The sequence below is a fragment of the Pseudomonas sp. 22072 genome, from assembly GCF_052046095.1.
GTDB lineage: Bacteria > Pseudomonadota > Gammaproteobacteria > Pseudomonadales > Pseudomonadaceae > Aquipseudomonas > Aquipseudomonas paracarnis.
Genome location: NZ_JBQEQE010000018.1, coordinates 87308 through 111254, shown reverse-complemented (window position 1 = coordinate 111254; position 23947 = coordinate 87308). Strand labels below are relative to the sequence as shown.

Here is a 23947-nt window from a genome sequence, read left to right as displayed (position 1 = left end):
CGCACCGCCCGCTCACCCAACAATAACTACAAAGACCAGAAGGAAGTCCAGCATGTCGGCATCCGCCTCCATCCCCGGTACCGAAACGCCCGAACAAACCCGCAAGCGCCTGCGCAAAGTCGCCGCGGCCACCATCTTCGGCTCGATGCTGGAGTGGTACGACTTTTACCTGTACGCCACCATGGCGGCGATTGTGTTTTCGAAGATCTTCTTCGATAACAGCGACCCGAAGACTGCCACGCTGATGGCCTTTTCGACCTTTGCCATCGGCTTTATCGCCCGCCCCTTCGGCGGCATCCTGTTTGGCTACCTGGGCGACAAGTTCGGGCGCAAGCAAGTGCTGGTGCTGACCTTCTGCCTGATGGGCGTGTGCACCACCTTGATCGGCTTGATCCCCAGCTACGCCTCCATCGGCATCTGGGCCCCGATCCTGCTGGTGTTTATCCGCATCATCCAGGGCCTGGGCGCGGGTGCCGAGTTGTCGGGGGCGGCGGTCACGTCCTACGAGCATGCCTCCCAAGGCAAGCGTGGCAGCCAGGGCGCCTGGCCGGCACTGGGCCTGAACCTGGGCCTGTTGCTGTCCTCGCTGACCATTTACCTGCTGACCATCAACGGCAACGAGTTCCTGTTGGCCGGCGGCTGGCGCATTCCGTTTATCTGCAGCATCGTGCTGGTGGGCGTCGGCCTGTGGGTGCGCAACAGCATTCCGGAAACCCCACAGTTCGAAGCGCTGAGCAAGGAAAAAGCCAGAGCCAAGCCATCGCCCCTCAAGGCCTTGTTCAAGAACGACCTCAAGGGCCTCGCCGTGGTGTTTTTTGTCGCGATTGGCTACAACGCCCTGAGCTACATCTTCAAGACCTTCTCCCTGGCGTACCTGACCCAATTCAAAGGCGTGGACGTGCATGTCACCTCGCTGTCGGTGACCATCGCCAGCCTGGTAGCCATCGTCGCCGTGCCCTGCTTCGGCTGGCTGTGTGACAAGTGGAGCAGCAAGGCCGTGTTGATGCTCGGCGGGCTGTGCTCGCTGTTGTTCGCCTACCCGTTCCTGGCCCTGCTCAACAGTGGTGAAAGCCTGATGATTTACCTCGCAATCGGTGTGGGCACCGGTATCCTCGCGCCGATGATGTTTGCGCCCCAGGGCTCGTTCCTGAGCCGGCAGTTCCCGACGCAAACGCGCTCTTCGGGTTTTGGCACCGGGCGGGAAATCGGCACCGCCATTGCCGGTGGCCTGGCACCGCTGGGCGCGCTATCTATGGTAGCGGCCTCGGCCACCCACTCCACCGATGGCGTGGTGGTGATCCTTGCGATTTCTGCCTTGTTGGTGGTGGTGTTTGCCCTTTGCGATCAGGGCGCGAAACACTCGGCATTCAAGAACTGAGCAAAAAAGTTCGGACCAACGGGTGCATGGATGCACCTGGATCGCGCATCATGGGCACTTTCAAGCTCAAGGGTAACGTCCATGCGCGTTCTGTCATTGATGATGGGTCTTGCGACGCTGGCCGCCACTACGGTGTTCTGCGCCAGCGCGATGGCGAATGAAGAAAGTCAGTTAGTCCAACAGATCAACCAATACCGCAGCCAGGTGCAACGCTGCGGTGACCAGGGTTCCCAGGAGCTGCCGCCGCTGACCAGCGATACACGGCTGGTGTTGCCGGCCTCCAATGTCGGCGATTTGCAGCAGTCGCTGGCGCGGGCTGCGTACCCGATGGTGAACGTGCAGGCCATCAGCCTGTCCGGTCCCAAGGATGCCGAGGCTGCGATGAAAGCGGTACGCGAAAGCTTCTGCCGCGTAGTGCTCGATCCGCAATTTGTCGACATCGGGGTCAGCAACAGCGGCCAGGACTGGCGCATCGTGCTGGCTCGCCCGTTGGTGACCAGCGGCCTGGGCGATTGGCAGACCGAAGGCAGAAAACTGCTCGACCTGATCAACACCGCCCGTGCCGAGCCGCGCCAGTGTGGCACCCAGGCGTTCACCGCCACGGCGCCCCTGTCGTGGAACGACACCCTGGCCGGCGCTGCCAACAGCCATACCCGCAACATGGCCAACGGCAATTTCTTCGACCACCTGGACCCCGACGGCCGTACGCCCGGCGACCGCGCCGAGTTGGCGGGGTATATCGCGAAGAATATTGGTGAAAACATCGCCGCCGGCCTCGACACGCCGCGCAAGGTCGTCGACGGTTGGCTCGCCAGCCCCGGCCACTGCGCCAACCTGATGAACCCGCAATTTCGCGAATTGGGTGCCGCCTACGCCATGGACCCCAAGAGTGACGCGGGCATCTATTGGACGGGCTTATTCGGCACGCAATAAGGTTGAGCGCCGGCCCAACCCGGCCAATAATGACGGCGTGCAAATAGACAATGAAATCAAAGTGCTATCAGGGAGATAATTGCGCTGAACTGAATGCGGTCATTCCGGTCTGTTGCTAGTCGGCCTGACTCTTCAAAGCTAAACAATACGTAGCAAGCAAGGTGTGAACCCCATGATGAATTGGCTGCAAGGCAGCAGCGAAATGGCAGAGCGGGTTCGTCAGCACGATTGGGCCAATACGCCCCTGGGGCCACTTGAACACTGGCCCGATGTGTTGAAGACAACCGTTGCGCTGTGCTTCGCGTCGAGTTTCCCCCAGGCCATCGTCTGGGGGCCTCAGTTGATTACTCTCTACAACGACGCGTTCACGCCGATCCTGGGTAGCAAACCCGACGCCTTGGGCCGCCCGTTCAACGAGATCTGGCACGAGGTGTGGGACGATATCAGCCCTATCGCCGACGCCGCGTTCGATGGGCACGCCACCTATATCGAAAACTTCCCGCTGTTGATCCAACGCAACGAAGCGCCGGAACAAGCCTATTTCACCTTTTGCTACAGCCCGATTCGCAATGCCCAAGGCGTGGTGGTCGGTTTGCTCGACACGGTGACCGAAACAACCGCCACGGTATTCCTGGCCCGTCGCCTGGCAGTGCTGGACGCCATCGGCAACAGCGTGGTCAATGCCACCGACGCCGAAACCATCCTGACGTCTACGACCCGCCTGCTGGCCGAACATCTGCAGGTATCCATCTGTGCCTACGCCGACATGGACGAGGATGAAGATGGCTTTACCATTCGCGGCGACTGGTCGGCGCATGGCTCGCCGAGCATCATCGGGCATTACAGCCTCGCGGCGTTCGGGGAATGCGCGGTCAACTGCCTGCGTGCCGGCGAGCCACTGGTGATACGCAATAATCTGATCGAGTTGCCGCCCCATGACGCCGCGAGCTTCCAGGCACTGGGGGTGACAGCCACTATTTGCATGCCGTTGATCAAAGACGGGCGGCTCACCGCGCTGATGGCCGTGCACGACAAACTGCCGCGCTTTTGGTCATCCTATGACATGGCGCTGGTGGGCGAAGTCACCGAGCGTTCCTGGGCGCATATCGAGCGCGTACGCGCCGATGCCGCCGTGCGCGAGGGCCTGGCCGCCTATACAGAGCTCAATGCCAGCCTGGAACAGCGCGTGAATGAGCGTACCCATGCGCTGGCCGAGGCCGAAGCCGCACTGCGCCAGTCACAGAAGCTGGAGGCCATCGGCCAACTGACCGGCGGCGTCGCCCATGACTTCAACAACCTGCTGACCATTATTCGCTCGTCGGTGGACTTCCTGCGCCAGCCCGGCCTGTCCGAGGAGCGTCGGCAACGCTACATGTGCGCGGTGTCCGACACCGTCGAGCGGGCCAGCAAGCTCACCAGCCAACTGCTCGCCTTTGCCCGGCGCCAACCACTGAACCCGCAGGTGTTCGATGTCGGCCAGCGCGTGCAAAATATCGGCGAGATGCTCGAGAGCGTTACCGGTGCACGCATTCATGTGCAGGTTAAATTGCCCGATCAGCCCTGCTATGCGCGCATCGACCCCAGCCAGTTCGAAACCGCACTGATCAACATCGCCCTCAACGCCCGCGATGCGATGGACGGCCAGGGTACCCTGACCCTCAAAGTCGCCAGCGAGCAAACGCTGCCACGTATTCGTGGGGATGCCGAGTCGTGCATGCCCTACATCACCATTTCCCTGGCCGACACCGGCAGCGGGATTCCCAGCGACACCTTCGAGCGCATCTTCGAGCCGTTCTTCACCACCAAGGCCGTGGGCAAAGGCACCGGCCTGGGCCTGTCGCAGGTATTCGGCTTTGCCAAGCAGTCAGGCGGCAATATCGATGTGGCCAGCACCCTCGGCCAAGGCACGGTGTTTACCTTGTATCTGCCGCAAGTCGAAGGCGAAGCGGCGCCGGATCAACACACCCCTGCAGATCTGCCAGCGCCGCAGGAGGCTGCTCATCAACATGTGCTGATCGTTGAGGACAACTTAGAGGTGGGACGCTTCGCCAGCCAGATCCTCAAGGACCTGGGTTACCAGACCACCTGGGCGACCAATGCCGAACAGGCGCTGAACCTCGCTGGCAATGACGTCCAGGGGTTCGACGCGATTTTCTCCGACGTGGTGATGCCCGGCATGACCGGCGTGGCCATGGCCAGGTTGCTGCGCCAGCGCCGCCCCGACCTGCCCGTGGTACTCGTCTCTGGCTACAGTGAGGAACTGGCAGACAGCGGCTACGAAGGCTTTGAGTTCCTCGCCAAGCCCTACTCCGCCGACCAAGTTGCGCGGGTGCTGGCAAAGGCGATGTGCAAGGATCAGTCGACGACCGCTACCTGATTGCGACCCGATGCCTTGGCCTGGTACAGGGCCTTGTCGGCGCTGTTCATCAAGGCGTTCAAATCCAGAGGCTGAGTGCAGGTCGATGCTACGCCCAGGCTTGCGCTCACCCCTTGTACCGGGTCGGCGGGCAAATCATGAATCGTCTGGATCAACTCCTCGGCGATGCTGCGTGCGGTCTCCAACGAGGTATTGGGCAGCAATACCGCAAACTCTTCGCCCCCCAGGCGACCGTAGATATCGGTCTGGCGAAAGGACGCACTGATCACCGCGCCAATCTGGCGCAACACCTGGTCGCCGGCCTGGTGGCCGTAGGTGTCATTGATGGCTTTGAAGTGGTCCATGTCCATCATCAATGCACACAGCGGCTGCTGCTCGCGAAGGCACTGGGCATACAGCAATTGGGCCTGTTCGTAGAACGCCCGACGGTTCATCAGCCCGGTTAACTCATCGGTCTGGGCGGCACGGGTGGAAATATGATGAGCGCGCTCCATTTGCCTCGTCAGACGGAAGGCTTTTTCCAGGGCATCGGACAGCTTGCGCGTCGCACCGACCACAAACGAAGCAAACACCAGCACCGCCAGCGCCACGCCAACCTGCATCGGCGAAGGCTGAAACAGCATCCATACCGTACAGGGAAGCAACACCAGCGCCATCGAGCCCAGCGTCATGTAGCGATAGGCTGAATAACAGGACACCGCGCTGACCGACATGCCCACGGTAAACAGCATCACCAGCACCTGGGACAAGCGGTCATCGACCGGCATCACCGCCAGCGCCCCGCCGCCCCAGATACCCGCCGACAGCATCAGCGTGACCCAGTAGTGGCGCTCCCAACGTGCGGGTGTGCGCCCCGCGTCAGGGCAGCGAAACCATTGCACAAACAGATGCAGGCGCACCAATGACGAGCCCGCCAGCAGTACCAACCACACCAGAATGACCTGCTGATCGAATCGATCCCAGCACAGCCAGCAGAGCATGACGGCGCCCAGGTAGCTGCCGAAGATCGCCGAGAATGATTGACGAAAGAGCTGGTGCAAACGGTCGGTTCGCACCTGCTCTTCGATGGAGTGACCCTGATCTTGCCCGAGGCTATGCATGGGGTTGGCCTGTTTGACCGGCGACGGCAAAGGCGCCATTGTGGCACCTTGCCAGCAAGCCGAACAGCGGCATACGCTGCGCTAGAGCGTTTCAGGCTCTTGAGGTCGCAAAATGAGCACGCCCAGGGGCGGCAGGTTCAACGACAGCGACACCGGTTGCCCATGGCGCGGCTCATCCTGGGTAAACACGGCCCCGCCATTCCCGTAGTTGGAGCCCGCGTAGGTATCGGCATCACTGTTGATCACCTCACTCCACCGCCCGCCAAACGGCACACCGACTGCGTAGCCTTCACGGGGCACCGGGGTGAAGTTGGCAACCACCAACACCGGCTTGCCATCCTTGCTCCAGCGCAGCCAGGCGTAGACGCTATTGATCGCGTCATCACCGATCAGCCATTGGAAGCCCTGGGGCGCATCGTCCTGTTCGTGCAGCGCCGGCTCTTCGCGGTACAGGCGGTTCAAATCGCCTACCAGCTTCTGCACCCCACGGTGCTCGGGGTACTGCAGCAAATACCAATCCAGTTGCTGATCGTGGTTCCACTCGCGCCATTGGCCAAATTCGCAGCCCATGAACAGCAACTTCTTGCCGGGGTGCATCCACATGAAACTGAGGTAGGCGCGCAGGTTGGCAAATTTCTGCCAGCGGTCGCCGGGCATCTTGTCGATCAGCGAGTGCTTGCCGTGCACCACCTCATCATGGGAAATCGGCAGGATAAAGCGCTCCGACCAGGCGTACACCAGCCCGAAACTCAGCTCGTTGTGATGATGGGCGCGGTACACCGGGTCTTGCTGGATGTAATGCAGGGAGTCGTGCATCCAGCCCATGTTCCATTTGTAATTGAACCCCAGGCCACCCTGTTGGGTAGGCTGGCTGACGCCAGGCCAGGCCGTGGACTCTTCGGCAATCACCAAGGCGCCCGGGGCTTCAAGGGCAACCACGTCGTTCAGGTGCCGCAAGAAGTCGATGGCTTCCAGGTTCTCGCGACCGCCATGGCGGTTGGGCACCCATTCACCGGCCTTGCGCGAATAATCGCGATACAGCATGGAGGCCACTGCGTCCACGCGCAGGCCATCGACGTGGAAATGCTTGAGCCAGTGCAAGGCCGACGCGAGCATGAAACCGTGGACCTCGGTGCGGCCCAGGTTGTAGATCAGCGTGTCCCAGTCCTGGTGAAAGCCTTCCAGGGGGTTGGCGTATTCGTACAGCGCGGTACCGTCAAATTGCGCCAGGCCGTGGGTATCGGTGGGGAAATGCGCGGGTACCCAATCAAGGATCACGCCGATATCGGCCTGATGGCAGGCATTGACGAACCAGGCAAAGTCTTCCGGCGAGCCAAAGCGAGCACTGGGGGCAAACTGGGATAACGCCTGATAGCCCCAGGAGCCACCAAAGGGGTGTTCCATGATCGGCATCAGCTCGATATGGGTGAAGCCCAATTGTTGAACGTAAGGAATCAGCCGCTCAGCCAGTTCGCGCCAGCCATATTGACGGGCCACTTCACCGGCCTCGTCCAGCTCGCACTGCCAGGACCCCACATGCAGCTCGTAGATCGACAACGGCGCAGTGGTTTTCTGCTTGTCTCCCCGCGATTGCATCCACTCATGGTCCTGCCAATCCACTTGCAAAGGTGCGGCGACCTTCGAGGCGGTGTCCGGCGGCAGTTGGGTGGCCAACGCCACAGGGTCGGCCTTGAGCGGCAAAATGCCGTGGGCACCGAGAATTTCATACTTGTAGGCCGCGCCCGGCTGCAAGCGTGGGATGAAGATTTCCCACACGCCCGATGGATGGCGCAGGCGCATCGGGTGGCGGCGCCCGTCCCAGATATTGAAGTCGCCCACCACCGAAACCCGCCGTGCGTTCGGCGCCCAGACGGCAAAGCGCACGCCTTGCACGCCGTCGACGCTGACCACCTGAGCCCCCAGGCAGTTGCCCAGGTCACGGTGATTGCCTTCGGCAAACAGGTACAGGTCCATTTCCCCCAGCAGCAATTGGCTGAAGCTGTAGGGATCTTCGGTGATCTGCTCACCGCCGGCCCACTGGATTTTCAGCAGGTAGGGCTGGCGAGTGCTGAAGTGCCCAATAAACAGGCCTGGCACCTGGGTGGCATCGAGGCTGCCAAACGGCTCACCTGTGTCACGCGCCAGTACCTGGACACTCAGGGCCTCGGGCAGGAACGCACGGATAAACTGGCCGCCCTGCTCGTCATCATGGGGCCCCAGGATCGAAAAAGGATCGGGGTGCTCGGCGCGCACCAGCGCATCGACGTCCTTGGACGCCGGCAATGCAGTCAACTTGGGCTGCAGCGGTTCTCTCTGTGTAAAACTCATGACGTCTCCCCACCGCGTACAGGTTTAGATATAGGTGTCAGCCCGCTCAGCAAGCCGTGCAGCCCTTGCAGGGGCACCGGCAGCCAGCTCGGGCGGTTTTCTGCTTCGTAGGCCACTTCGTACGCGGCCTTTTCCAGGCTGAACAAGGTCAGCGCTGCGTCTTGGCCGTTGGCATCCTGCCAGTCATGCGCCAGTGTAGACGCAGCGGCCTGGTAAGCCTGGGTAAATGCTACGCGGGCTTCATTCAGGTAGCGGTCGGTCACACGTTTACGCGCAGCGTTCGCTTCTGGCGTGTGATCCACCCCCTGCACATTCAGCGCCATGGCCGCGGCATAATCGAAGGAACGCAGCACACCGCTCACATCTTTATAAGGGCTGTGTTTGCCGCGCCGCTCATGCAGCGGTCGCGCCGGTTCGCCCTCGAAGTCGATCAAGTAGGCATCGCCCTTGACCACCAATACCTGGCCCAGGTGCAAGTCACCGTGGACGCGAATGCGCAACCCGCCCACCGTGGCTTTGGCCAACGCCTGAACATGCGCCGCGATGGCTTTTTTCTGCGCCAGTAATTCACTGACCAACGCCTGGTCGGCGGGGTTCAACTGGCTTTGATTAAGCTTGAGCAACTGCAAGGCGCGGTCGATCTGGGCGCCGACATCCTGGGCCCAGGCTTGGGTGTCTTTGGCTGTGGTGGGTTCGGGTTTGAAAGCCTTGTCGGCGGTTGGCGCACCCAACACCAGGTGCATTTCACCCAGGCGCTGACCGAGCAAACCGGCAAAATCCGCCAGTTCGCCGAGGGCGTTGTAATGCTGTTCCTGGTCAGAGATCGCGTCGGCCAGCTCATCGCGGATCGCCCGCTCCAGGTTGTTCTGGGTCCAGCTCCAGGCATCGCCCTGATTGCTCAGGTAACCCTGGGCAATCATCAGCAGGTTGTCCTGCCCCTGCCCGTCGCGGCGGCTCATAAAGCCCAACAGCGGCGAGATATTCGGGTAGCCGGCGGCGGTCAGGTAGGCACTCATTTCCAGCTCCGGGTGCACACCGGCGCTGACTTTACGAATCAGCTTGAGCACCAGGCTGTCACCGACCACCACCGAGCTGTTGGACTGCTCGGCAGACAAATAACGCACCGGCGATTCACGGGTCAGTTGCAGTGCAGCCAAGTGCTCAGTCGCCTCGAACCGCAGATCGCCGTCAGGGGTATTGAGCACGGTGCCGGCCTGCATGGCCTGGATCACCTCAAGGATAAAATGCTCAAGGCTGAAGGCATCGGTCACCAAACCTACCTGACGGGTACGTCTCACTCGGGCCAAAGCCAATTGCTGGGGCAAGGCGCTGGTGAACTGGTCTTCGCCAAGGAAGCCCAAGGGCAGTTGGTAGCGGCTGACCTGGCCAGCACTGGTCACTTCGATCTCACTGAGCAACACCGGATGCTGCGGGTCGCCAAAACGCACGCCATAAGCGATGTGCACCGTGTCGATTGCCGTATCTTTGCCGGCAAACCAGCGACGCTTGGGCAGCCAGGCGGGCAGTGAAGTCTGTTCCAGGCTGGTGCGGCAAGGTTCTTCCAGTAACTCTTCCATGCGTTTTTTCAGTACCAAAGTGGTGAAGTCGGGCATGCTTTGCGCCGGTTCCACATGCCAGCTGGGCATCTGGTTTTCCGCTGCCAGCACGAACCAATAGAAACCATAGGGCGCCAGGGTCAGCAGGAAATTCAGCTGACCGATCGGCGGGAAGGCATTACCGCCGAGCATCTCCACCGGCACCATGCCGGCAAAGGCCGACAGGTCCAGCTCCGCCGCCTGGGCGCTGCGCGACACATTGGCTACGCACAGGATGATCTCGGTGTGGCCGTCTTCGCCGGTGTATTCACGGGTGTAAGCCAGGATGCGCCGGTTAGTCGGCGAGAGCATCTTCAGGCTGCCACGGCCAAACGCCTTGGACTGCTTGCGCACTGCGAGCATGCGCCGGGTCCAGTTGAGCAATGAATGCGGGTCCTGGGCCTGGGTCTCAACGTTGACCGACTGGTAGCCGTATTGCGGGTCCATGATCGGCGGCAACACCAGGCTGGCCGGGTCGGCACGGGAAAACCCGCCATTGCGGTCGATAGACCATTGCATGGGCGTGCGCACGCCGTCACGGTCGCCCAGGTAGATGTTGTCGCCCATGCCGATTTCATCGCCGTAGTACAAGGTTGGCGTGCCCGGCATCGACAGCAACAGGCTGTTGAGCAATTCCACCCGCCGACGATCACGCTCCACCAGCGGCGCCAGGCGTCGCCGAATGCCCAGGTTGATACGGGCGCGGCGGTCTGCGGCGTAGTAGTTCCAAAGGTAGTCGCGCTCTTTGTCGGTGACCATTTCCAGGGTCAGCTCATCATGATTGCGCAGGAAAATTGCCCACTGGCAATTGGCGGGAATCTCCGGGGTCTGGCGCAGAATGTCGGTAATGGGGAAGCGATCTTCCTGGGCCAACGCCATGTACATGCGCGGCATCAGCGGGAAGTGGAACGCCATGTGGCATTCATCGCCGTCATCACCCTTTCTGTCACCAAAGTACAGCTGCGTGTCTTCGGGCCACTGGTTGGCTTCGGCCAGCAGCATGCGGTCGGGGTAATGGGCGTCGATCTCGGCGCGGATTTGCTTGAGGACGTCGTGAGTTTCCGCCAGGTTTTCGTTGCTGGTGCCGTCCCGTTCGATCAGGTAGGGAATGGCGTCCAGGCGCAGGCCGTCGATGCCCAGGTCGAGCCAATAGCGCATCACCGACAGCACCGCTTTCATGACCTGCGGGTTATCAAAGTTGAGGTCGGGTTGGTGCGAGTAAAAGCGGTGCCAGAAGTACTGGCCGGCCACCGGGTCCCAGGTCCAGTTGGACTTTTCGGTGTCGAGGAAAATAATGCGTGTGCCGTCGTATTTCTGGTCATCATCCGACCACACGTAGAAGTCCCGTGCGGCCGAGCCCGGCTTGGCCTTGCGCGCGCGCTGGAACCAGGGGTGCTGGTCGGAGGTGTGGTTGATCACCAGTTCAGTGATCACGCGCAACCCGCGTTGGTGGGCTTGGGCAATAAAGCGCTTGGCGTCGGCCATCGTCCCGTAGTCGCTGTGCACGCCGCGGTATTCGGCAATGTCGTAGCCGTCATCACGGCGGGGAGACGGGTAGAACGGCAGCAGCCAGATGGTGTTCACGCCGAGGTCGGCGATGTAGTCGAGCTTGGCGATCAGCCCGGCAAAGTCACCAATGCCGTCGTTGTTGGAGTCGAAATAGGATTTGACGTGAACCTGGTAGATCACCGCGTCTTTGTACCAGAGCGGGTCTTTGATAAAGGTGGCTGCCTTGGGTTTCTTGGCCATTGCAAACTCCTGAAAATACAAAGTTCTCGAGGATCGTTCCCACGCTCCGCGTAGGAACGCAGCCCCGGACGCTCCGCGTCCCAAGCGCGACGCAAGGCATTCCCACGCAGAGCGTCAAGTGAGACGTTCCCACGCAGAGCGTGGGAACGAGCACTCATGATGTGCTGATGCGCCAGATCCCGAACGGCATCTGCGGCTCCAGCCGGGTCCATTGGGTCTTGCCGTACCAGGTCCAGCGGTGGCCGTTCATCAAGTCTTCGCCCTGGGTCTGGGCATCGTCGGGCAAGCCCATCTCCCACAGCGGCAATTCAAAGTGGGCTTCCTGGGCGTTGTGCGGGTCGAGGTTGACGGCGACCAGAATGAAATTGCTGCCGTCTTCGCTGCGCTTGCCGAAATACAGAATGTTGTCGTTCCAGGCGTTGTAGAGCTTGAGCCCCAGGTGCGTGTGCAACGCCGGGTTCTGGCGGCGGATGCGGTTGAGCTGGGCGATCTCGGCGATGATGTTGCCCGGCGCGGTGAAGTCCCGAGGTCGGATTTCGTACTTCTCCGAGTCCAGGTATTCTTCTTTGCCCGGCACCGGCGCGGCTTCGCATAACTCAAAACCAGAATACATTCCCCACAGGCCCGAGCCCATCGTGGCCAGCGCAGCGCGGATCAGGAAGCCTGCGCGCCCGGACTCATGCAGGAAACCCGGATTGATGTCCGGCGTATTGACGAAAAAGTTCGGGCGGTAGCACTCACGCCAGGGCGACTGGTTCAGTTGGGCAAGGTACTCGCTCAGCTCAGCCTTGGTGTTGCGCCAGGTGAAGTAGGTATAGCTCTGGGAATAGCCGACCTTGCCCAGGCGCGCCATCATCGCCGGGGTGGTGAAAGCTTCGGCGAGGAAGATCACCTCCGGGTACTTGGCACGCACGTCGCTGATCAGCCATTGCCAGAACGGCAGCGGCTTGGTGTGCGGGTTGTCGACGCGAAAGGTCTTCACGCCCTCTTCCACCCAGCCCACCACGATGTCACGCAGCTCGGTCCACAGGCTGGGGATGGCATCGGCCGCATAGAAATCGACGTTGACGATGTCCTGGTACTTTTTCGGCGGATTTTCCGCGTATTTGATCGTGCCGTCCGGGCGCCAGTTGAACCAACCCGGATGCTGTTTGAGCCACGGGTGGTCCTGGGAGCACTGGATGGCGAAATCCAGGGCGATTTCCAGGCCGTGGTCGGCAGCAGCCTTGACCAACCGGCGGAAATCATCGCGAGTGCCCAACTGAGGGTGAATAGCCTCGTGACCGCCCTCCTCACTGCCAATGGCGTAGGGGCTGCCAGGATCATCAGGGCCGGCGGTGAGTGAGTTGTTCTTGCCCTTGCGGTGGCTACGGCCGATGGGGTGGATCGGCGGGAAATACAGCACGTCGAAGCCCATGTCGTGAATCATCGGCAAGCGTGCGTGCACGTCGTTAAAGGTGCCGTGCCGCGCCGGATCGTCGGTGATCGAGCGGGGAAACAGCTCGTACCAGCTGGCAAATTGTGCGGCTTCACGTTCCACGTCAATCGGGTACGCGGGGCTGACGCTCAAATAGGCGCGATGGTCGGCCTGGGTCATCAGGTGTGCACTGTCTTCGTGCAGGAACAACGCCACCTGCTCAGTTTCCAACAGGCCGGAAAGCTCATGGTGCAACAGCATCAAGCGGTCACGCAGTTCGTTGTCACTGCGTTCGGCGGCCTGCAGCACCAGGCTACGGCCCTCCTGCAACTCCAGGCTGACGGGCACGCCAGCTTCATGCTTCTTGCGCAGTTCGTAACAGAAGCTGGCAAAGGTATCGATCCAGGCTTCGATGCAGTACTCATGACGGCCTTGGTGGGCCACGGTAAACGCGCCCTCCCAACCGTTGTTGCCGATATCAAGCATGACTACGCTGTGCCAGCTTTCGTCTCCCAGGGCGCGCCAGCGGATCAACACCGCCAGTTTATCGTGGCCATCGGCGAACACTTTGCTGGTGACATGAACCCGCTGGCCCACCACCGCCTTGACGGCAAACTCCCCGTTGTCGATGACCGGCATGGTGCTTTCGATCGCGATCCTGGGTAGCAGCAGCGCCTGCGACAACGGCAGCACGGAGTCTTCTGGAACCAGTGTTTCGGCAGTCATCGAGCAGCTTCCCCTTACGCCCTTTGGACGCTCTTTGCTTGATACGAATTCAGGTACGGCGACGCTATCCTTGAGCTGGGCCGTTTAAAGTCCGAGCCTGGGCGCTGCCCAAAAGTTCAGGTGGATATACCGCCCCTGGGCGGGAATCATTTCCAGCAGGCAATGGTCCACCAACAGAGCAAAGCACAAACGAGGCCATACCCATGAGCATCCCGACACCTCCTGAACCCGAAGATCCGAATATCGACGCCCCCCCACTGCCCCCGCCCGAACCGGAACGCGACCCTGAACAGGAGCCGCCTGAAAACCAGCCGCCACCGGTGCAGGAACCGCCCACGACGATGCCGCCGGTTATTGCCTGACTCACAGACACCCAAGCACTTGCCCGTGAAAAAATATCGCGGGCAAGCGCTACTGAGCTTTCCTACTTCAATCACCGACAATACCGAGATCCCGCTCTTGATGAACAAGATAGATTCAGTCACCCGTACGCTGCCTCGCCCCCTTGCCGGCCGCAGACTATCTTGTCCGTTAAGCGAGTACCTTCTATGCGCACCTCACTACTGCCCCCGTTCTCGGCTGTTCACGGCATCCAACAACCGCCAGTCAACGATCATCGGGAAAAACTGAACGATCTGTTCAGGGCCGGCCCAAGCGCAATCATGCGCAGGAAAGAGCCTGACACGCCCGCCTCCGCCCCTTCCAGGGCGCCGCAAACCTTTACCTTGCCCAACCCTGCCCCCTCTGCGAACGTAGAGCCGAAGACGGCCGGTGCCGACGCCACCCAGCTTGCCCAACTTCGTGCGCTGACCAGCCAGCAGAACATTACCAATATGCTGCGCGCGCCCAACTCACACGAGACCTCCGGGCAGGTGACCACGATTCGAAGCCTGTTAAGCAGGGAAAACGTCAAATCCTTGCTGCACGGCCCGGATGCAGACGAAGCGCGCAAACTGATTACCGATGTGAAGGAGCGTTTAGGTCAATCAAGCCTGCAGATGATTCATGACCGATCCTCACATATCGAGGACCCGGGCTTGAGCCTTGAAGAAATTCGCGAGCGCACCTCCACTCTTGATCCCGAGGCAGGTTTCAACTGCGCTATGCAAATCGAGCGTGATCTACGCATTGAGAAGCTTTCTGCCATACAGCGAATGCGGCAAAGTACGCCTCTGGCTTCAGCCCTCTTCAATATCGGCAAAGAGGCGGACCTCGGCAACCCGCCCCCTCAACCGGATAATCCACCGCCCCCGGCAGAAAGCCTCACACACAACAACAATGCCAGGAATGACAATGGTCAGACCTTCACCTTCCGTAATACCCGTGAATCAAGTTTCGACGCACCTGAGCAAGTGATGGATTTTGACCACCACAGAGACAAACTCGATGTATCGGCAATTAGAAATCAACTCGGCAACACGCCATTGAAATTGGTAGGAAACTTCTCGGGAGCCAGTAGCGAGGTACAGATTCACTATAGCCCGGCTCACAATACGAGCGTGGTGATGATCTCCGGCAACCCGGGAGAGTCGCCCTTTGTGGTGAAAGCCTTAGGTGAGGTGAGATACGGCAACCTCATCACTTGACCTCCTTCACTCATCCTTCTCCAGCAGCTTGACGATCCGTGGCATCACGCTGAATACCGCCAGGGCCAGCAGCGTACTGAGCACCGCCGTCGATTCACGCCCCATTCCCGCCGCAACCCCAATGGCGGCGGTCATCCACAACCCGGCCGCGGTGGTCAGGCCCTTTACATGCTGGCCCTCTTCGTCTTCCTTGCCCTTGAGGATGGTGCCAGCGCCGAGGAAGCCAATGCCCGCGATGACCCCTTGAACCACACGGCTCATGGCATCCGCCTGGCTGCCGGACATCTGCGGCACCAGCACAAATAGCGCGGCGCCAAGCGCCACCAGCATATGGGTGCGCACTCCGGCCGCCTTGCCCTTGTGTTCACGCTCAAACCCCAGGATGCCGCCGAGGATCGCCGCGATCAGCAGGCGCACGGTCACTTGGGTGAGTTGCCGGGCATCGCCAATGTCTGCGAATTCGGCTTGCAGGGTTTGCCACGCCAGATGCCACCAGGCCTCCATGGATGCGCTCCTTTTTATTATGGATAGATAAAGGATGGACAGCGCAGACCGCCAGTCAGTTGCCTGGAACCCGTGCGCATGGCGGCCGCCTAACGCTGCATAGCCCACAAAACGGAGATTGTCATGACCGTACGCATCGAAAATCATCTGTGCTACTTCACGCTCGACGACAATGGCCAGGAACAAAGCCTGCCAGCCACACGGGTGACCGTCCTGACCGATCACGACAAAGCCATGTCTTATCTGGAACTGGCAGGTTCGCGCATCTACATCACCGAAGCCGAGGCGGACGCGCTGACGGTTGAAGGCGCAACCGATGGCCGTGAGCATGTAAAGGCGGACCAACCTGGTTCGGTGATTTAATTGATCTGCATCATCAGACCCGCTCAACCCCTGCACCCCTATGCCCATGGGGTGCAGCAGATTGACGCACAAGAACGCTTCAAGCTGATCTGATCCGCTTTTTATCACCCCACCTGAGTCTGTTATGCAAACAGTCTGTCGCCCATAGTTCGTCGGCCTGATGGAGGCTGATGAGCGAATGACCATGAGCGAACGAATCCCAACCGTGGAAACCTTTGAGCCCATTCACCCCAAGAAAGTGAAGGCCAAATCCAGCGACAACCTGATCCATACCCGCAGCTTTACCGGCTTGTTTCGCACCCTGCGAGTGGGCGGTGCCGGCCTGCTGTTCCTGGCTTTTTTCGGCACCGTGTGGCTGAACTGGGGTGGGCGCCAAGCCGTACTGTGGGACCTGGCCGAGAGCAAGTTCCACATTTTTGGTGCGACGTTCTGGCCCCAGGACTTCATCCTGCTCTCGGCGCTGTTGATCATCTGCGCCTTCGGCCTCTTCGCGATCACGGTGTTTGCCGGCCGCGTATGGTGCGGCTACACCTGCCCGCAAAGCTCGTTCACCTGGCTGTTCATGTGGTGCGAGAAGGTGACCGAAGGTGAGCGCAACCAGCGCATCAAACTTCAGGCCGCCCCCTGGAGCCTGAATAAGCTGGCGAGGCGCTCGGCCAAGCACACATTGTGGCTGGGTATCAGTGTGTTGACCGGGCTGACGTTTGTGGGCTACTTCACCCCGATCCGCCCCTTGGCCGCCGAACTGTTGACGTGGCAGATCGGTGGGGTGAGCCTGTTCTGGGTGCTGTTTTTCACGGGCGCCACCTACATCAATGCCGGCTGGCTACGCGAAGCGGTGTGCATGCACATGTGCCCCTATGCACGGTTCCAGAGCGTAATGTTTGATAAGGACACCCTGACCATTTCCTACGACACCACCCGCGGCGAGCATCGGGGCCCGCGTAAACGTGACGTGCAGCCAGCCGAGGTTGGCCTTGGCGATTGCATCGATTGCCAGCTGTGCGTTCAGGTTTGCCCCACGGGAATCGACATCCGCGACGGCCTGCAAATGGAATGCATTGGTTGTGCGGCCTGCATCGACGCCTGTGATTCGATCATGGACAAAATGGGCTATGCCCGTGGCTTGGTCAGTTACACCAGTGAGCATCAATTGCAAGGTGGCAAGACCCACCTGCTCAGGCCGCGCCTGATCGGCTACAGTGCCGTGCTGCTGGTGATGATCGCGGCGTTGGTGGTGGCGCTGATTGAACGGCCGATGGTGTCGCTGGATGTGACCAAAGACCGAGGTATGTTCCGTGAAAACAGCCAGGGGTTGATCGAAAACATCTACAGCCTCAAGGTGATCAACAAGACCCAGCAGCGCCAGGACTACCGCCTGGAACTGGTGGATGCCGAGGGGTTCCAGCTGCAAGGCAAGACCCAGGTCAGTCTGGCTGCCGGGGAAATTGTCGATATACCGGTGTCGGTAGCGTTGCTGGCGGACACACCGGCCAGCAGCTCTCAAACCCTGCGTTTTAAAGTCACTGATGTGGATGAGCCTTGGATTTATACCGCTGCTGACAGCCGCTTCGTTGCGCCCTTGAATCGCTGAACAACGATAGAGATCAACTGTAGGAGCGAGCTTGCTCGCGAAAAACTCACCGTCGCCGCGTTCATTCAGGAAACACACGTTATCGTTGACGTTTTTCGCGAGCAAGCTCGCTCCTACAGTTCGCCCTGCATACACATTCAAAAAGCTAATCAGGCCGCCATGAAACGCTACGAAAAATTTGCCGACGACATCGCAGAACTGATCCGCTCCGGCGTCCTCGGCCCCGGCCAGCGCGTACCATCGGTACGCTATGCCAGCCAGGCCTACGGCGTCAGCCCGTCCACGGTATTCCAGGCCTATTACTTGCTGGAGCGTCGTGGCCTGATCAGGGCGCGCCCGCGTTCTGGCTACTTCGTCAACACCCACGCGCCGAGCCCGTTTTCCGAGCCGGTGGTGAGTGAGCAGGTGCATGAGTCCACCGATGTGGGTGTCAGTGAGCTGGTGTTCTCGGTACTGGACTCGATCAAAGACCCCAACACCGTGCCCTTCGGCTCGGCCTTCCCCAGCCCCATGCTGTTCCCGCTGCCGCGCCTGGCCCGCTCCCTGGCCAGTGCCAGCCGCGACATGGACCCCCGCCTGGTGGTCACCGACATGTCGCCAGGCAACCCACAACTGCGCCGCCAGATTGCCCTGCGCTATATGGTCGGCGGCCTGATGCTGCCGATGGAGGAGTTGCTGATCACCAACGGCGCCCTCGAAGCACTCAACCTGTGCCTGCAGGCCGTGACCGAACCGGGCGACCTGGTGGCCATCGAAGCGCCGGCGTTCTACGCCTGCTTGCAAGTGCTTGAACGCCTGAAGCTCAAGGCTGTGGAGATCCCGGTGCACCCGCGCGACGGTATTGACCTGAACGCCCTGGCCCAAAGCCTTGAGCGCTATCCGATCAAGGCCTGCTGGACCATGACCAGCTTCCAGAACCCCATGGGCGCCACGTTGCCTGAAGAGAAAAAACAGGCGCTGGTGGAACTGCTGCGCAGCCATCAAGTGCCTCTGATCGAAGATGACGTCTACGCCGAATTGTATTACGGGCAACAGGCCCCGAAACCGGCCAAGGCCTTCGACACCGAAGGGCTGGTGATGCACTGTGGCTCCTTTGCCAAGAGCCTGGCACCGGGTTACCGCGTGGGCTGGGTCGCCGCCGGGCGCTTCGCACAGAAGGTCGAGCGGCTGAAACTGATGACCTCACTGTGCCCGTCGATGCCGGCGCAGGCGGCGATTGCCGACTACCTGCAACACGGCGGCTATGACCGGCACCTGCGCAAACTGCGCTACGCCCTGGAAGAACAGCAAAGCGCCATGCTGGCGGCCATCGCTCGTTATTTTCCGGCGCAAACACGGGTCAGCCAGCCGGCGGGAGGCTATTTTTTGTGGTTGGAACTGCCGGAGCAGACCGACTCGCTGAAATTGTTCCAGATGGCTCTGGCCCAGGGCATCAGCATTGCGCCGGGGCCGATCTTTTCCGCCACTCAGCGGTTCAGAAACTGCATTCGCCTGAATTACGGAAGCCCTTGGAACGAGGCGTCGGAAAAGGCCATGGAGACACTAGGTCGGATCGTGCGCTCGTTTTAACGGCCGCCGCCCAAGTCGATAAACGTTCCGGTGGAATACGATGCCTTGTCCGATAGTAACCAGATAATCGCCTCCGCTACTTCATCCGGGCGCCCGCCACGCGCCATCGGGATACCGGATTCCAGCTTGCTGACCCGGTCCGGGTCGCCGCTCAGGGCATGGAAATCGGTAAAGATATAGCCAGGGCGCACGGCGTTGACGCGAATGCCCTCGCCCGCCACCTCCTTGGACAGCCCCAGGGTAAAGGTGTCCAGCGCCCCCTTGGAGGCCGCGTAGTCGACATACTCTCCCGGCGAGCCCAGCCGCGCCGCCACCGACGACACGTTGACGATACTGCCTCCCTGCCCTCCATGCCGGGGCGACATGCGCAATACCGCGTGTTTGGCACACAGGATCGGGCCCAGCACATTGGTCTTGAGGATTTTGAGGATACGAAACTCGGACATCTCATCGACCCGCGACTTATGCCCCACGGTGCCGGCGTTATTCACCAGCGCGGTGACCCGGCCCAGTTCCGTATCAACGCGATTGAACAGAGCGATCACTTCATCCTCGCTGCTGACATCGGCCCGCACGGCAATCGCCTGGGCACCCAGCGCGCGAACCTGATCCAGTACACGCAGGGCAGCGTCTTCATCAGACTGGTAGTTGATGCAGATGCGATAGCCTTGGCGAGCGGCGAGCAATGCCGTTTGGGCGCCAATGCCACGACTGCCCCCCGTGATGATGACGACTTTGTCCATGGCTGCGGCCTCCCGATTCAACCGGATGTTTAGGGTTGGATCCAAGAATACCCGTCACTGACTGCTTTTGTCAGGCGCCGGCTGTTCGGCGCCCCGGATATTCGCCATGAAGCTATCGGCCGGCAATGGATGCCCCAATAAGTAGCCTTGCAAGGAGTCACACCCTAGCCGGGTGAGGAACCGCTGCTGCATATCGGTCTCCACCCCTTCAGCGACAATTCGCAGGCCCAGGGCCTGGCCGAGGGCCACGATGGCCGAGACGATGGCCGCGTCATCGCTGTCATGTTCCAGGTCACGCACAAAACCGCGGTCGATCTTCAACTCGTTGGCCGGCAGGCGCTTGAGGTACATCAGGCTGGAGTAACCGGTGCCAAAGTCATCGATGGACAGGTCAACCCCCATGTCCGAGAGCTGCTGCAATACCGTCATGCTTGCATCAGCATCGCTCATGGCGGTGGTCTCGGTGATTTCCAGCGTGAGGCTGTTGGCTGGCAATTGGTGCCGTTCCAGTGCAGCCGCTACGCTGTTGACCAACCCGGCGTGGCAGAACTGCAACGCCGAGAGGTTCACGGCAATGCGCCAGTGCTCATAACCCTGTGCGTACCACTGACTCATCTGGCGACAAGCTTCATCGAGCACCCATTCGCCGATGGGAATGATCAGCCCGGTTTTCTCCGCCAGTGCAATAAACGTAGCGGGCATCAGCAAGCCCTGATGCGGATGCTCCCAGCGCAACAGCGCCTCGGCCCCCACAGCAAGACCGCTGACGGCGTCGAACTTGGGTTGGTAATGCAAACGAAATTGCCCCTGCTCAAGGGCAATGCGCAGGTCCTGCAGCAATTGCAGTTGTTTGCGCGCGTTGGTGTTCATCGACACATCGAAGAAGCTGTAGCCATTCTTGCCCATGCCCTTGGCGTGATACATCGCCGCGTCGGCGTTCATCAGCAGCTCCTGGGGGTTGCTACCGTTGCCCGGGAACATGGCGATGCCGATGCTGGCCGAGATCTGCAACTCATGCTCGGCCACCGTGAACGTGCGGTTGATCAGGCCCACCTGGCGCTCGGCCAAGCCCATCGCATCATCGGGCTGGGTGAGTTGCACCAGCAACACGAACTCATCGCCGCCGATACGGGCCAAGGTATCCTGGCTGCGCAAGTCCTCGCGCAGGCGCAAGCCAACTTCGCGCAGCAACTGGTCGCCCAGGTGATGACCAAAGGCATCGTTGACCGGTTTGAAACCATCCAGGTCGATAAACATCAAGGCAAAGCAACCGCCCCGCTCGTGCACCGCCTGGATGCCTTGTTGTATGCGATCTGCCAGCAAGGTGCGATTGGGCAGGCCGGTGAGCATGTCATGCAGGGCCAGGTGGGTGAGTTCCTGGTTGGCCAGGGTCAGGGAATCGGCGAGTACGGCGGTGCGCGCTTCCAGGCGCGCATCCAGCACCGACGTCAACAGCGCAATGACCAATACCGCCAGCGAAGTGACCAAGACCAGGTTATCCAGGCCCTTGCCGCTCAGGCCCGTCAGTGCGGCACCGCAGAAGCTGTCATCGGCAAAGCGCGCCGCAGCCATCCCGGTGTAGTGCATCCCAACGATGGCCACGCCCATCACCACGGCTGCGCCGCCCCGAGCCAGACGCACATAAGGTGTGTTGCGCCGCAGGTTGAAGGCGATCCACAGCGCGGCGCCGGAAGCCACCACCGCGATCAACAACGAAGCGCCGAACAAGGCCGGGTCGTAGTCGATGCCCGGCGTCATGCGCATCGCGGCCATGCCGGTGTAATGCATGCTGGCGATACCGGCCCCCATCACCAGTGCGCCAAACGCCAGTTGCCAGGCCGGCAAGCGTGGCTGGCTGACCAGCCATAACGCGAAGCCACTGGATAGCACGGCGATCAACAGCGACAACAGGGTAATGCCTACCTCAAACCCAAGGGCAAACGGCAGGCGCAGGGCCAACATCCCGATAAAGTGCATGGACCAGATGCCGACGCCCATCGCCACTGCGCCACCCGTGATCCACAGGTAAACGGCACGCCCCTTGGCGGTCGCGATACGCCCGGCCAGGTCCAAGGCGGTGTAGGACGCCAGGATGGCCACGCACAGGGAAATCACGACAAGGGAGGTTGAATAGCTACCGATCAGCATGGGACGTCTCGCAGGCGACCGGCGCAAAAGCCCGTGCCGGGTGGCAAATCGGGCGATTGTAGCGAGTATGAATACAGGACAGGTGATTAATTAATCCATTGGCCATCACGCAATTTCTGGCGTCAATCGGCTGGCTTTATCTGGCTGTTTTCAACCACATCATGGACATCAAAATGTGCGGGGCTTGCGCAGATTTCCTGTGGGAGCGGGCTTGCCCGCGAAGGCGGTGTGTCAGTCACCGCATCTGCTACTGCACTAACGCTTTCGCAGGCAAGCCAGCTCCCCCCAGGGTGCTGTGCTTGACTGACTGGCATTGGGGCAAGCCCACACATTTGATCTTGCTCCCACAGGATGCGCGGCGTATCCGGTTACTCCTTTTCGGCCAGGGAGGTCTGGCCATCCCAGCCTCCGCCCAATGCTGCGATCAACTGCACACTGGCCACCAGCCGCGACTGCAGCAAGGTCAATACCGTGCGCTCGTTGCTCAATGCCGTCGCCTGCACCGTGACCACATCCAGATAGGCAATCAACCCGGCCTTGTACTGATTTTCGGTCAAGCGCAAGGATTCACGCGCGGCTTCCAGTGCTTCATTGCTGACCACCGCCTCATCGGCGAGCACCTTGAGCTGGACCATGTAGTTTTCCACCTCACGGAAACCGTCCAGTACGGTCTGGCGGTATTTGGCCACGGTCTCGTCATAGCTGGCCACGGTGCGGTCGACTTCCGCCGAGCGCTGGCCGCCATCGAACAGGGTCATCGCCAGTTTCGGCCCTACCGACCAGAAGCGGTTTGGCAGGCTGATCCAATCTTCATAGGTGCTGCTGGAGTAGCCCCCCGCCAAGCTCAAGGTCAGGTCGGGGTAATAGGCAGCCTTGGCCACGCCAATATTGGCGTTGGCGGCGATGACCGAGCGCTCGGCCGAGGCGATATCGGGGCGACGCTCCAGCAACTGGGACGGCAGGCTCACGGGTATCTGCGGCAGGGCCGGGATGTCTTTGCTCACCGCCAAGTTGAAGTTGGCTGGCGCTTCACCGATCAGTACGGCGATGGCGTTTTCCAATTGGGCACGCTGCCAGATCAGATCAATCAGGCTGGCCTGAGTGGTCTTGAGCTGGGTTTGCGCCTGGGCGATGGCATCCTTGCCAGCCACACCGGCACGGTATTGGTTTTCGGTCATTTTCAATGAGCGCTGGTACGTGTCCAGCGTGGCTTGCAGCAAACGCGTCTGCTCGTCCATGACCCGCAGTTGCAGGTAGCTTTGCACCAGTTCGGACTGTTGGCTCAGGCGCATCGCGGCCAGGTCGGCCGAGCTCGCCTCGGCGCTGGCTTCGTTGGCCTCCAGGCCTCGGCGCAACTTGCCCCAGATATCGGCTTCCCAACTCACGCCCAACTGGGCGTTGAGGGTGTCGCGGATACCACTGCTGGAACTGCTGAGGCTGGCACTGCTGCTGCCGGTGCCCTGGCTGGCGCGGGTCTTGCCGACGCTCAGGTCAACGCTGGGGTAAAAGGCCCCCCGTGAGCTGCGTACCAGCGCCTGTGCCTGGCGAAAACGCGCCTCGGCCTGGGCGACGGTCTGGTTGGACGTGTTAAGGCGCACCACCAGGTCATTGAGTTGTCGGTCACCGTACAGCTCCCACCAGGCGCCACGCGCCAGGGAGTCGCTCGGGTTAGCCTGGCGCCAGCCTTGGGCCTCCTTGAACTGCACCGGCTCGATGACGTCCGGGCGTTTGTAGTCAGGGCCGATGGCGCAGGCGCTGAGCAACACACCACATATCATCACGGCCAATAACTTCATGCCATTGCCGACAGCTTTATTGTGGCGAGGGAGCTTGCTCC

15 protein-coding genes are annotated in these 23947 nt (G+C 60.8%); 7 read left to right on the top strand and 8 right to left on the bottom strand.

All coding sequences use genetic code 11. The features are described from left to right. Positions 1-52: 52 nt before the first annotated feature. From ACTJLA_RS18995 to ACTJLA_RS18985, 3 genes are all read left to right on the top strand, one after another. Positions 53-1378, top strand: coding sequence for an MFS transporter (locus tag ACTJLA_RS18995; protein WP_054898703.1), 1326 nt, complete (start codon positions 53-55; stop codon positions 1376-1378). An 81-nt stretch (positions 1379-1459) separates the two neighbouring features. Then, positions 1460-2311: a CAP domain-containing protein gene (locus tag ACTJLA_RS18990; RefSeq protein WP_054921410.1), complete on the top strand. Its 852-nt coding sequence runs from the start codon at positions 1460-1462 to the stop codon at positions 2309-2311. 172 nt (positions 2312-2483) lie between these two features. After that, positions 2484-4688: an ATP-binding protein gene (locus tag ACTJLA_RS18985; RefSeq protein WP_054921412.1), complete on the top strand. Its 2205-nt coding sequence runs from the start codon at positions 2484-2486 to the stop codon at positions 4686-4688. Here the strand turns inward: ACTJLA_RS18985 and ACTJLA_RS18980 are convergent. From ACTJLA_RS18980 to ACTJLA_RS18965, 4 genes are all read right to left on the bottom strand, one after another. Continuing rightward, entirely contained in the window at positions 4667-5827 is a 1161-nt protein-coding gene (locus ACTJLA_RS18980) for a GGDEF domain-containing protein (protein WP_057977238.1), read from the bottom strand. The genes ACTJLA_RS18985 and ACTJLA_RS18980 overlap by 22 nt on opposite strands. 42 nt (positions 5828-5869) lie before the next feature. After that, the gene (gene glgB / locus ACTJLA_RS18975; RefSeq protein ID WP_034127633.1) at positions 5870-8116 is read right to left on the bottom strand and encodes a 1,4-alpha-glucan branching protein GlgB; all 2247 of its coding nucleotides are present in this window, start codon (positions 8114-8116) and stop codon (positions 5870-5872) included. Further along, positions 8113-11460, bottom strand: a complete 3348-nt coding sequence (gene treS, locus ACTJLA_RS18970; RefSeq protein ID WP_440841862.1) for a maltose alpha-D-glucosyltransferase — start codon at positions 11458-11460, stop codon at positions 8113-8115. The genes glgB and treS overlap by 4 nt, the downstream gene beginning before the upstream one ends. Before the next feature lie 154 nt (positions 11461-11614). Beyond that, on the bottom strand, positions 11615-13603 hold the full coding sequence (locus ACTJLA_RS18965) for an alpha-1,4-glucan--maltose-1-phosphate maltosyltransferase (RefSeq protein WP_054898707.1): 1989 nt from the start codon (positions 13601-13603) through the stop codon (positions 11615-11617). Positions 13604-14151: 548 nt separating this feature from the next. Between ACTJLA_RS18965 and ACTJLA_RS18960 the strand changes: the two genes are divergently transcribed. Continuing rightward, entirely contained in the window at positions 14152-15189 is a 1038-nt protein-coding gene (locus ACTJLA_RS18960; protein WP_089042612.1) for a M10 family metallopeptidase C-terminal domain-containing protein, read from the top strand. Between the two features lie 6 nt (positions 15190-15195). On the opposite strand, the gene ACTJLA_RS18955 is transcribed toward ACTJLA_RS18960, so the two are convergent. Continuing rightward, positions 15196-15693 carry an MgtC/SapB family protein gene (locus tag ACTJLA_RS18955; RefSeq protein WP_034127637.1) on the bottom strand — a complete coding sequence of 166 codons (498 nt, stop codon included), beginning with the start codon at positions 15691-15693 and terminating at the stop codon, positions 15196-15198. Positions 15694-15816: 123 nt separating this feature from the next. On the opposite strand from ACTJLA_RS18955, the gene ACTJLA_RS18950 reads away from it, so the two are divergent. From ACTJLA_RS18950 to mapR, 3 genes are all read left to right on the top strand, one after another. Further along, on the top strand, positions 15817-16056 hold the full coding sequence (locus ACTJLA_RS18950; protein WP_054921427.1) for a DUF3203 family protein: 240 nt from the start codon (positions 15817-15819) through the stop codon (positions 16054-16056). A 184-nt stretch (positions 16057-16240) separates the two neighbouring features. Beyond that, a complete protein-coding gene (gene ccoG / locus ACTJLA_RS18945) occupies positions 16241-17650 on the top strand; it encodes a cytochrome c oxidase accessory protein CcoG (RefSeq protein ID WP_034127668.1) in 1410 nt (469 codons plus the stop codon). A 159-nt stretch (positions 17651-17809) separates the two neighbouring features. Then, entirely contained in the window at positions 17810-19219 is a 1410-nt protein-coding gene (mapR, locus tag ACTJLA_RS18940) for a GntR family transcriptional regulator MpaR (protein ID WP_054898710.1), read from the top strand. Here mapR and ACTJLA_RS18935 read toward each other — a convergent pair. The 3 genes from ACTJLA_RS18935 to ACTJLA_RS18925 all read right to left on the bottom strand — a co-directional run bounded on the left by ACTJLA_RS18935 (position 19216) and on the right by ACTJLA_RS18925 (position 23906). Continuing rightward, entirely contained in the window at positions 19216-19962 is a 747-nt protein-coding gene (locus tag ACTJLA_RS18935) for an SDR family oxidoreductase (protein ID WP_034127640.1), read from the bottom strand. The two genes, mapR and ACTJLA_RS18935, sit on opposite strands and share 4 nt — an antisense overlap. 54 nt (positions 19963-20016) lie before the next feature. Beyond that, a complete protein-coding gene (locus tag ACTJLA_RS18930) occupies positions 20017-22110 on the bottom strand; it encodes a putative bifunctional diguanylate cyclase/phosphodiesterase (RefSeq protein ID WP_127881359.1) in 2094 nt (697 codons plus the stop codon). A gap of 368 nt (positions 22111-22478) precedes the next feature. After that, positions 22479-23906, bottom strand: a complete 1428-nt coding sequence (locus ACTJLA_RS18925; protein WP_054898712.1) for an efflux transporter outer membrane subunit — start codon at positions 23904-23906, stop codon at positions 22479-22481. Positions 23907-23947 lie beyond the last annotated feature (41 nt).

What these genes read in the sequence shown, in the direction of transcription:
- ccoG (WP_034127668.1), top strand. Translation starts at nt 16,241, where the DNA reads ATGAGCGAACGAATCCCAACCGTGGAAACCTTTGAGCCCATTCACCCC.
- ACTJLA_RS18930 (WP_127881359.1), bottom strand. Translation starts at nt 22,110, where the DNA reads ATGCTGATCGGTAGCTATTCAACCTCCCTTGTCGTGATTTCCCTGTGC.
- mapR (WP_054898710.1), top strand. Translation starts at nt 17,810, where the DNA reads ATGAAACGCTACGAAAAATTTGCCGACGACATCGCAGAACTGATCCGC.
- ACTJLA_RS18990 (WP_054921410.1), top strand. Translation starts at nt 1,460, where the DNA reads ATGCGCGTTCTGTCATTGATGATGGGTCTTGCGACGCTGGCCGCCACT.
- ACTJLA_RS18965 (WP_054898707.1), bottom strand. Translation starts at nt 13,603, where the DNA reads ATGACTGCCGAAACACTGGTTCCAGAAGACTCCGTGCTGCCGTTGTCG.
- ACTJLA_RS18985 (WP_054921412.1), top strand. Translation starts at nt 2,484, where the DNA reads ATGATGAATTGGCTGCAAGGCAGCAGCGAAATGGCAGAGCGGGTTCGT.
- ACTJLA_RS18935 (WP_034127640.1), bottom strand. Translation starts at nt 19,962, where the DNA reads ATGGACAAAGTCGTCATCATCACGGGGGGCAGTCGTGGCATTGGCGCC.
- glgB (WP_034127633.1), bottom strand. Translation starts at nt 8,116, where the DNA reads ATGAGTTTTACACAGAGAGAACCGCTGCAGCCCAAGTTGACTGCATTG.
- ACTJLA_RS18960 (WP_089042612.1), top strand. Translation starts at nt 14,152, where the DNA reads ATGCGCACCTCACTACTGCCCCCGTTCTCGGCTGTTCACGGCATCCAA.
- ACTJLA_RS18925 (WP_054898712.1), bottom strand. Translation starts at nt 23,906, where the DNA reads ATGAAGTTATTGGCCGTGATGATATGTGGTGTGTTGCTCAGCGCCTGC.
- ACTJLA_RS18955 (WP_034127637.1), bottom strand. Translation starts at nt 15,693, where the DNA reads ATGGAGGCCTGGTGGCATCTGGCGTGGCAAACCCTGCAAGCCGAATTC.
- ACTJLA_RS18995 (WP_054898703.1), top strand. Translation starts at nt 53, where the DNA reads ATGTCGGCATCCGCCTCCATCCCCGGTACCGAAACGCCCGAACAAACC.
- ACTJLA_RS18980 (WP_057977238.1), bottom strand. Translation starts at nt 5,827, where the DNA reads ATGGCGCCTTTGCCGTCGCCGGTCAAACAGGCCAACCCCATGCATAGC.
- treS (WP_440841862.1), bottom strand. Translation starts at nt 11,460, where the DNA reads ATGGCCAAGAAACCCAAGGCAGCCACCTTTATCAAAGACCCGCTCTGG.
- ACTJLA_RS18950 (WP_054921427.1), top strand. Translation starts at nt 15,817, where the DNA reads ATGACCGTACGCATCGAAAATCATCTGTGCTACTTCACGCTCGACGAC.